A 9,192-nucleotide genomic window follows, 5' to 3' on the forward strand; every position below is an offset into this window, starting at 1 on the left:
GGGATATCAGTTACTACCTGATGGATTACTACAACTGGCGGCGTCCACATCAACACAATGACGGGATCGCGCCAGCAAAAGCCGAGGATCGGCCTAACCAAGTGTCCGGATTTAGTTGACCACTACAGTGAGCTAACAAGCGCATTTCATATAACAGCACCTAGGCAACTTTAATCTTGCCGATAAATAAAAAACCTAGCGGTATAAGGTATAGTATTGTGCCCTTCTGCCCCTGATCACGCTTCTAAACTCACAACTACTTATTAGGCTCGCTCCTGCGAAGCTCAGCACTCTCCTCTCCTCGCATTTCAGGTACAGTACCTGATGGCCGATCTTAATGATCGTTGGAGCCCAAAATCACATACCTCGTTCTGACTAAAGCGGCTGTACTGAGTGCCCCCAGCTCAAAGACGGGCACGGTATTGCTCCCCCTCCAATCCGCCGAGGGTCAGAGGCAACGTCAGGGACGCCATCAGGGATGATGGCGTAGCCGCAGTCGGCACAGGGATGATGGCGTAGCCGCAGTCGGCACAGGGATGTGCCGTCTGCGGCGACCCGTCCGATGTTGGCTCTGGACCGAGGGCACTGGCGAAGCCAGCGGATTGGCGGGGGTGGCCTTTCTTTTGGTGACTTTTCTTTGGCCACGCAAAGAAAAGTTACTCGCCCAAGCCCGAAGGGCGGGCGAAACCCTGTCGAGGGCCCAGCCCTCGCGTCCTGCACGGCGCCAGCCGTGCCATCAGCAAGCGCCCCCTCATCCCCAACCCTTCTCCCGCAAGGGGAGAAGGGAGCAAGACGCTCTCCTGCGAGAAGGGAGAGGCAAAGACTATCTCGGGGATGATCCCCTCTCCCGTTGGGAGAGGGTCAGGGTGAGGGGATTACAGCGCCTCCAATCTCGCGTAAGCAGTGACGAGCCACTTGGCGCCGACGTCGTCGAACTGGATCTGCACCCGGCTCTGCTGGCCGACCCCTTCGAAGTTCAAGACGATCCCTTCCCCGAATTTCGGATGGAGCACCCGCTGGCCAAGCTTGATGCCGCTGGCGTCGAAGCTCTGCTGCACCTCGTTCTGGCTGAAGCGGCCGTACTGGGTGGGTCGGCTGACCTGGGTGCGCAGCCGGATCTCTTCCAGACACTCGGCGGGCATCTCGCGGATAAAGCGGCTCGGCTTGTGGAACATCTCGCGGCCGTAGATGCGGCGGCTCTCGGCATAACAGATGTAGAGCTTCTCCATGGCGCGGGTCATGCCGACGTAACAGAGACGCCGCTCCTCCTCGAGCCGGCCCGACTCCTCGGTGGATTGCTGGCTGGGGAACATCCCCTCCTCGACGCCGACCAGCAGCACCAGGGGGAACTCCAGCCCCTTGGCGCTGTGCAGTGTCATCAGCTGTACCGCATCGGCGTACTCGTCCGCCTGATTCTCGCCGGATTCCAGCGCCGCGTGGGCGAGGAAGGCGGAGAGATCGCTCATGTCTTCCAGCTCGTCCGGGCGCTGGTACTGGCGGCAGGCGGTGACCAGCTCGTCCAGGTTCTCTACCCGTGCCTGGGACTTCTCGCCCTTCTCCGCCAGATACATGGCCTTGAGGCCGGAATTCTGGATGGCGATATCCGCCTGCTGGTGCAAGGGCAACATGCCAACCTGCTCCTCCAGGGCATCGATGAGATCCACAAAACCGCGCACCGCGTTGCCGGCGCGACCGGTCAGCACCTTGTCGTTGAGCAGCGTCTTGGCGGACTGCCAGAGGTTCTGGCCCTGATCCCGGGCGTTGTTGCGCAATATCTCCAGGGTGCGATCGCCTATGCCCCGGGTCGGGGTGTTGACGACCCGCTCGAAGCTGGCGTCATCGCCTCTGTTGTTGATAAGGCGCAGGTAGGCCATGGCGTCCTTGATTTCCTGGCGCTCGAAGAAGCGCAGGCCGCCGTAGATGCGATAGGGCATGGCGTCCTGCATCAGCGCCTCTTCCAGCACCCGGGACTGGGCGTTGGAGCGGTAGAGGATGGCGCAGTCGGCGAGCAAACCGCCCTTCTCCTTCCAATCCTTGAGACGGCCGACCACGAAGCGCGCCTCGTCCACCTCGTTGAAGGCGGCGTAGAGGGAAATCGGATCCCCTTCTGCCCCCTCGGTCCACAGCTCCTTGCCGAGCCGCTCCGAGTTGTTGGCGATGACGCAGTTGGCGGCTTTCAGGATATTAGCGGTGGAGCGGTAGTTCTGCTCGAGGCGAATGGTCTCGGCGCCCTGATAGTCGGTCAGGAAGCGCTGGATGTTCTCAATCTTGGCGCCGCGCCAGCCGTAGATGGACTGGTCATCGTCACCCACTATCATCACCTTGCCGGACTCCCCTGCCAGCATTCGCAGCCAGGCGTACTGGATGCCGTTGGTGTCCTGGAACTCGTCCACCAGTATGTTCTGGAAGCGATCCCGGTAGTGCTCGAGGATGTGGGGCTTGTTCAGCCACAGCTCGTGGGCGCGCAGCAAGAGTTCTGCGAAGTCCACCAGCCCGGAGCGATCGCAGGTCTCCTGGTAGGTCTTGTAGATCTGCTGATAGGTGCGGGTGACGGGGTCGCCATAGAGATCGATGTCGCCGGGGCGCAGCCCCTCATCTTTCTTGCCGTTGATGTAACCCATCACGGCGCGGGGGGCCCAGTGCTTCTCGTCGAGATTCAGCGCCTTGAGCACCCGCCGGATGAGGCGGTACTGATCGTCGGAGTCGAGGATCTGGAAGTCTTGCGGCAGGCCCGCATCCAGATGATGGGCCCGCAGCAGGCGGTGGGCGATACCGTGGAAGGTGCCGATCCACATGCCGCGTACGCCGTCGCCTATCACCTTCTCGACCCGACCGCGCATCTCGGCGGCGGCCTTGTTGGTGAAGGTCACGGCGATGATGGAGAAGGGTGAGCAGCGTTCCACCTGCATCAGCCAGGCGATACGGTGCACCAGCACCCGGGTCTTGCCCGAGCCGGCACCGGCCAGCACCAGCAGATTGCTGCGGGGCGCCGCAACGGCATCTCTTTGCTTGTCGTTGAGCCCGTCGAGCAGGGTCGAAACGTCCATCACCACTCCTGTTTATTTATACAGGCGGCGATTATACGGCCTGCGGCGCCAGAGACCAAATCGACATGCGGAGGGCACAGGAGCGGCCCAAAGTGACGGCGATGCCATGCCACAAATTGGCGCCAATGGAAGCTAGCTTTTTCACCACTTGATTAAAACGATTGCGCACAACCATATGAATATAAACAAAAATGTCATTTGACCCCTATTAATCACAGAATTTAATTCTGAAAACGACGTCAAAAACAAACACTTATAAAGCAAATTGCTTATATTTCAAACCGTTAACGCAAACGTTTTTCCTTTATGATCTCCTTGACCCACAATCTGGCTCACTTACAGTTAGCCAGCGTGCTATATGACCTGCCCAGGCAGGTTGTGGACCCTCACATAACAATCAAGGATACGATCGTGACTAAAGTGCTCAAGCTGGCCACCGTTGCCGCCTTCACCCTCGCTGCCCTTTCCGCTCAGGCAGCTTCCGAGCCCGCCGTCATCTATGACACCGCTGGCAAATTCGACAAATCCTTCAACGAAGCCGTGTTCCGCAATGGCGTCGAAGTCTACAACAAAGACAAGGGCGTCAAGGTCAAGGAGTTCGAACCCCAGAACGAAGCCCAGCGTGAGCAGGGCCTGCGTCGTCTGGCCAGCCGTGGCAACGGTCCCATCGTCGCCGTCGGCTTCAACATGGGCTCCGCGGTAGAAAAAGTCGCCACCGAATTCCCGAACACCCAGTTCACCATCATCGACATGGTGGTCGACAAGCCGAACGTACAGTCCCTCATCTTCAAGGAGCATGAAGGTTCCTTCCTGGTGGGTGCACTGGCGGCCATCGCCTCCAAGAGCGGCAAGGTCGGCTTCGTGGGCGGCATGGACATCCCGCTGATCCGCAAATTCCAGTGCGGCTACGAGCAGGGCGCCAAGTACATCAATCCGAAGATCGACGTATACCAGAACATGACCGGCTCCACCCCGGCCGCCTTTGCTGACCCGGCCAAGGGTGCGGAACTGGCCAAGTCCCAGTTCGCCAAGGGCGCCGACGTGGTTTATGCCGCCGCCGGCGGTACCGGTATCGGTGTCTATCAGGCCGCCAAGGACGAAGGCAAGCTGGCCATCGGCGTGGATTCCAACCAGAACCACCTGCAACCTGGCACCATGCTGACCTCCATGGTCAAAGACGTTGGCATGGCCGCGTACAAGTCTTGGGATGACGGTGCCAAGGGCACCTGGAAACCGGGTATCCAGACTCTGGGTCTGGCCGAAGGTGGTGTGGATTGGGCCATCGACGAGAACAACAAGGCGTTGATCACGCCGGAAATGAAAGCCAAGGTTGATGCCATCAAGGCCGACATCATCGCCGGCAAGATCAAGGTGCATGACTACATGAGCGACAACAGCTGCAAATACTGAGTCGGCACTACTACGCTCAAACCTGATGACCGGCCCACAGGGGCCGGTTTTTAGTTCCCATTTCATGACCGGACGGAATCATGGATCAGACAGATCGCTATGCCATCGAATTAAGAGGTATCGATAAGCGGTTCGGCGAAGTGTACGCCAACAAGCAGATCGACCTTCAGGTTCAGAAAGGCAGTATTCACGGCATCGTCGGCGAAAATGGCGCCGGCAAGTCGACTCTGATGAGCATCATCTACGGTTTCTACCACGCCGACAAAGGCGAGATGCTGATCGACGGCAACCCCTTCAAGCCCCATGGCTCACAAGATGCGATCGCCGCAGGTGTGGGCATGGTGCACCAGCACTTCATGCTGGTGAACAATTTCACCGTGCTGGAGAACGTCATTCTCGGCGCGGAAAATGGCTGGCATCTGGGCAAGAGCCTGGCGGCGGCCGAGAAGCTGCTCGGCGAGCTGGCACGGGATTATGGTCTCGAGGTGCCGCTGCACGAAAAGGTCGAGGATCTGCCGGTGGGCCTGCAACAGCGGGTCGAGATCCTCAAGGCGCTCTATCGTGGCGCCCGCATCCTTATCCTCGACGAACCGACCGGGGTACTGACCCCGCAAGAGGCGGATCACCTGTTCGAGGTGCTCAAGAAGCTGCGGGATCAGGGCGCAACCATCATCATCATTACCCACAAGCTGCGGGAGATCCTGGCCATCACGGATCAGGTCTCCATCATGCGCCGGGGCGAGATGGTGGCCCACGTCGCCACCAAGGATACCGACAAGGAGCAGCTGGCCGAGCTGATGGTGGGCCGCAAGGTGCGCCTCAAGGTCGACAAGGGTACCGCCCAGCCAGGCGAAGCCAAGCTCAAGGTCGAAGGGCTGTGCTACTTCGATGACGCCAAGGTGGAACGGGTCAAGTCCGTCAGCTTCGAGGTGCGGGCAGGGGAAGTGGTCGGCATCGCCGGGGTCTCCGGCAACGGCCAATCCGAGCTGCTCAGCCTGCTCGGCGGCATCATCAAGCCCAGCAAGGGCAGCTTTACCATCACCGGCCGCGGCCAGGTGCATCTGGTCAATCCGGCCCAACCGGCCGACCCGGAGCAGGTGCGCAACTTTGGTCTCGGCCACATCCCGGAAGACCGCCACAAGATGGGGCTGATCAATCGCTTCGAGGCGAAAGAGGCCTTCATCCTCGGCTATCACCGCCGCCCCCAGTACAACAGGGGCTGGCTGCAGAACAAGGACGCGATCCTGCAGGATTGCCAGGCCAAGATGGACAAGTGGGACGTGCGCCCCCCCCATCCCGACCACAAGACCGCGAACTTCTCCGGCGGCAACCAGCAGAAGCTGGTGATCGCCCGTGAGGTGGAGCAGGACCCGGATGTGCTGCTGGTCGGCCAGCCGACCCGTGGGGTCGACATCGGCGCCATCGAGTACATCCACCAGCAGATCATCGCCATGCGCGACAAGGGCAAGGCCGTGTTGCTGGTATCGGTTGAGCTGGACGAGATCATGAGCCTGTCGGACCGGATCCTGGTCATCGCCGACGGTCGCATCGTCGGGGAGCTGGACGGCGCCAAGGCGGATGAACGCACAATCGGCCTGATGATGGCAAATATCATTCCCGACGAGATTGCCAAGGAGGCTCGCCCATGAGCCAGACACGTATTCCTGCCTGGATCTCCGTGGGCGTGCTGCCCGCGATCAACATACTGCTGGCCTTCCTGGTGTCGGCCATCCTGTTCTATTACCTCGACATCAACCCGCTCGATGCCGCCGACATCATGTGGTACGGCGCCTTCGGGACCGGCGAGGGGATAGGCTTCACCCTCTACTACGCGACCGGCTTCATCTTCACCGGTCTGGCGGTGGCGGTGGCCTTCCACGCCGGTCTGTTCAACATCGGCGGTGAGGGCCAGGCCTATATCGGCGGCCTCGGCGTGGGACTGGTCTGCCTGCTGCTCGGTGACGTGCTGCCATTCGCGCTGTTGCTGCCGCTGGCCATCATCGCCGGCGGTCTGTTCGGTGCGGCCTGGGCCTTCATCCCGGCCTGGCTGCAAGCCAAGCGCGGCAGCCACATCGTCATCACCACCATCATGTTCAACTTCATTGCCGCCTCCCTGATGGCCTACCTGCTGGTCGACGTCTTCAAACCGCCAGGATCCATGGCCACCGAGAGCAAGGTGTTCGCCGTGGCGAGCTGGCTGCCGAAGATGAGTGAGCTGGCGGCCGGTTTCGGCGTGACCATGCCCAACAGCCCGCTGAACATCAGCTTCTTCTGGGCGCTGATCTGTGCGGTGCTGGTCTGGGTCTTCATCTGGCATACCCGCTGGGGTTACGAGATCCGCTCGGTCGGCGCCAGCCAGAGCGCCTCCGCCTATGCGGGCATCTCCTATCCCAAGGTGGTGATCCTGGCCATGGTGATCTCCGGCATGCTGGCGGGCTTCTTCGCCCTCAACGTGCTGCAGGGGGAACTGCACCAGATCAAGCTCAACTTCGTGGAAGGTTTCGGCTTCACCGGTATCGCGGTGGCGCTGATGGGGCGCAACCACCCGGTCGGCGTCATCATCGCCAGCCTGCTGTTCGGCTTCCTCTATCAGGGCGGCGCCGAGCTCAGCTTCGAATTCGGGGTGGATCGCAACATAGTGGTGGTGCTGCAGGGTCTGGTGATCCTGTTCTGTGGCGCCCTTGAGCACATGCTGCGCCCGCGCATCGAGCAGGCTTATCTGGCCTTCGCCAACCGTTCAGCCGCGCAAGTCAAAGGAGCCTGACCATCATGTTCGAAACATTGATTCTGATGCTGGATGCGACCATTCGTACCGCACCGCCGCTGATCCTGGCCGCCATGGATGACAGGAATGTTCTGTGCGCTGAAGGGAGTCCAAGCCATGTTTGAAACCCTTATATTGATGCTGGATGCCACTATCCGTACCGCACCACCGCTCATCCTGGCCGCCATGGCAGGGATGTTCTGCGAGCGCTCCGGGGTGGTCAACATCGCCCTGGAGGGCAAGCTGCTGGCGGCGGCCTTCGCCAGCGCGGCGGCGGCGGCGGTCTCCGGCTCGGCCTGGATCGGCCTCGGCGCCGGGGTGGGTGTCTCCGTCCTGTTCGCCCTGTTGCACGGCTTCTCCACCATCACCCACCGTGGTGATCAGGTGGTGAGCGGCATGGCCATCAACATACTGGCGGCCGGCCTGACCGTCACCCTCGGTCGTTACTGGTTCGATCAGGGCGGTCAGACCCCGGCGCTGTCCGGTGCGGCCCGTTTCGCCCCCATCGATCTGCCCTACGCCAAGGAGCTGTACGACGTGCCGGTTATCGGCCAGCTCTACAGCGAGCTGCTGAGCGGTCACTCCCTGCTGGAGTACGTGGCCTTCGCCGCCGTGCCGCTGGCCTGGTGGGTGCTGTTCCGTACCCGCTTCGGCCTGCGTCTGCGCGCCGTGGGCGAGGCTCCGGCCGCAGTCGATACCGCCGGCATCTCGGTGGTGCGGATGCGCTACACCGCGCTGATGATCGGCGGCCTGCTGGCCGGTATCGGTGGTACCTACCTGGCCGTGGCCCAGACCGCCCAGTTCATCCCGAACATGAGTGCGGGCAAGGGCTTCATGGCGTTGGCGGCGCTGGTGTTCGGCAAGTGGAAACCCTGGAGCGCCATGGCGGCCTGTCTGCTGTTCGGCTTCCTCGACGCCGTCGCCATCCGCTTGCAGGGGGTCAGCATCGGCGACTTCCCGATCCCGGTGCAGGCGATAGAGGCGCTGCCCTACATCTTGACGGTCTTCCTGCTGGCCGGCTTCATCGGCAAGGCGGTGGCCCCCAAGGCGCTCGGCACCCCCTACGTCAAGGAACGGGAATAGCACTCCCGACCCAGAACAGAAAGGCCCGCAAATGCGGGCCTTTTCTTTGAGATATCCAGGATGTTCTTGGCTGAATAGAAAAATAACCCGGCCTTGTCAAAGAGCGGGTTATTCCTTCATCAGCGCAACATATCAACAAACCTGTAATTAGCCGGATAATTTATCGGCTAGAACCATACTTTCTTATTGATAATATAGGTCTGCTCAAATTCTTCATCCGACTTGGAGATATAAACAACAAATTCGATGAAGGCAATGATCCCGATAACAACCGACGGCAAACCAAGCAGAATGAAACCAAGCAGAAATATCAGCAGCATGATTACACCTTGTTTGGTGTAACCCAGATAGAACTTATGAGCACCAAATGCGCCAAGGAATAATGCAAACAGCGCAGCTGCGACCTTCTTGGAGGAACCAGCATTAGAAGCTATGGCATAGATGGCTTTTGCATGCTCGCCTTCAATAGAAAAATCAACTTTCAAGCCACTCTTCGGGAGCTGATTCCCTTTCCATTCAATAATGTCAAACTGATATCTATTACTATCATCCCCAGAAATCAAACCAGTACGAGCTGATTCATTAAAATCAATAACCGTACCTTTCATTATTATCTGTCCTTTAGCAATAAGAGGAAAAAGACCCGATATGAGCAGGTCTATTGCGTTTGACAGGCTACAACAACAAAGGCTCACTTGAAACAAAAATTCATTTGTGAATACTTGTATTCTACCAACCCATTTAAGCCTCTTTCTTATGGTTATGTCCCAATTACGTGTTGCATGGGGCGCCCCAGCGCCTCATGCAAGCAACGCGGGATATCCACTGCCTGCCCATAACGCTCCAACATCCTTCGCCAGCCCAGATAATTCCTCAAATAGCTCGTCG

6 protein-coding genes and 1 pseudogene are annotated in these 9,192 nt (G+C 59.5%); 4 read left to right on the forward strand and 3 right to left on the reverse strand.

The features are described from left to right. Positions 1-875: 875 nt before the first annotated feature. Positions 876-3,047 carry a DNA helicase II gene (uvrD, locus tag MM194_RS21570; RefSeq protein WP_241344939.1) on the reverse strand — a complete coding sequence of 724 codons (2,172 nt, stop codon included), beginning with the start codon at positions 3,045-3,047 and terminating at the stop codon, positions 876-878. Between the two features lie 411 nt (positions 3,048-3,458). On the opposite strand from uvrD, the gene MM194_RS21575 reads away from it, so the two are divergent. The 4 genes from MM194_RS21575 (at position 3,459) to MM194_RS21590 (ending at position 8,304) form a co-directional block, all read left to right on the forward strand. Next, positions 3,459-4,457, forward strand: a complete 999-nt coding sequence (locus tag MM194_RS21575) for a BMP family ABC transporter substrate-binding protein (RefSeq protein ID WP_033131367.1) — start codon at positions 3,459-3,461, stop codon at positions 4,455-4,457. A gap of 80 nt (positions 4,458-4,537) precedes the next feature. Further along, entirely contained in the window at positions 4,538-6,106 is a 1,569-nt protein-coding gene (locus MM194_RS21580; protein WP_033131366.1) for an ABC transporter ATP-binding protein, read from the forward strand. Next, entirely contained in the window at positions 6,103-7,221 is a 1,119-nt protein-coding gene (locus tag MM194_RS21585; RefSeq protein ID WP_033131365.1) for an ABC transporter permease, read from the forward strand. Before MM194_RS21580 ends, MM194_RS21585 begins: the two co-directional genes overlap by 4 nt. A 117-nt stretch (positions 7,222-7,338) precedes the next feature. Further along, positions 7,339-8,304: an ABC transporter permease gene (locus tag MM194_RS21590; RefSeq protein WP_033131412.1), complete on the forward strand. Its 966-nt coding sequence runs from the start codon at positions 7,339-7,341 to the stop codon at positions 8,302-8,304. 167 nt (positions 8,305-8,471) lie between these two features. On the opposite strand, the gene MM194_RS21595 is transcribed toward MM194_RS21590, so the two are convergent. After that, positions 8,472-8,912 carry a TM2 domain-containing protein gene (locus tag MM194_RS21595; RefSeq protein ID WP_241344940.1) on the reverse strand — a complete coding sequence of 147 codons (441 nt, stop codon included), beginning with the start codon at positions 8,910-8,912 and terminating at the stop codon, positions 8,472-8,474. A 152-nt stretch (positions 8,913-9,064) separates the two neighbouring features. Continuing rightward, a pseudogene (locus tag MM194_RS21600) lies at positions 9,065-9,192 on the reverse strand (IS1595 family transposase); the annotation flags it as partial.

The sequence above is a fragment of the Aeromonas sp. MR16 genome, assembly GCF_022549315.1.
GTDB classification, from domain to species: Bacteria; Pseudomonadota; Gammaproteobacteria; order Enterobacterales; family Aeromonadaceae; genus Aeromonas; species Aeromonas aquatica.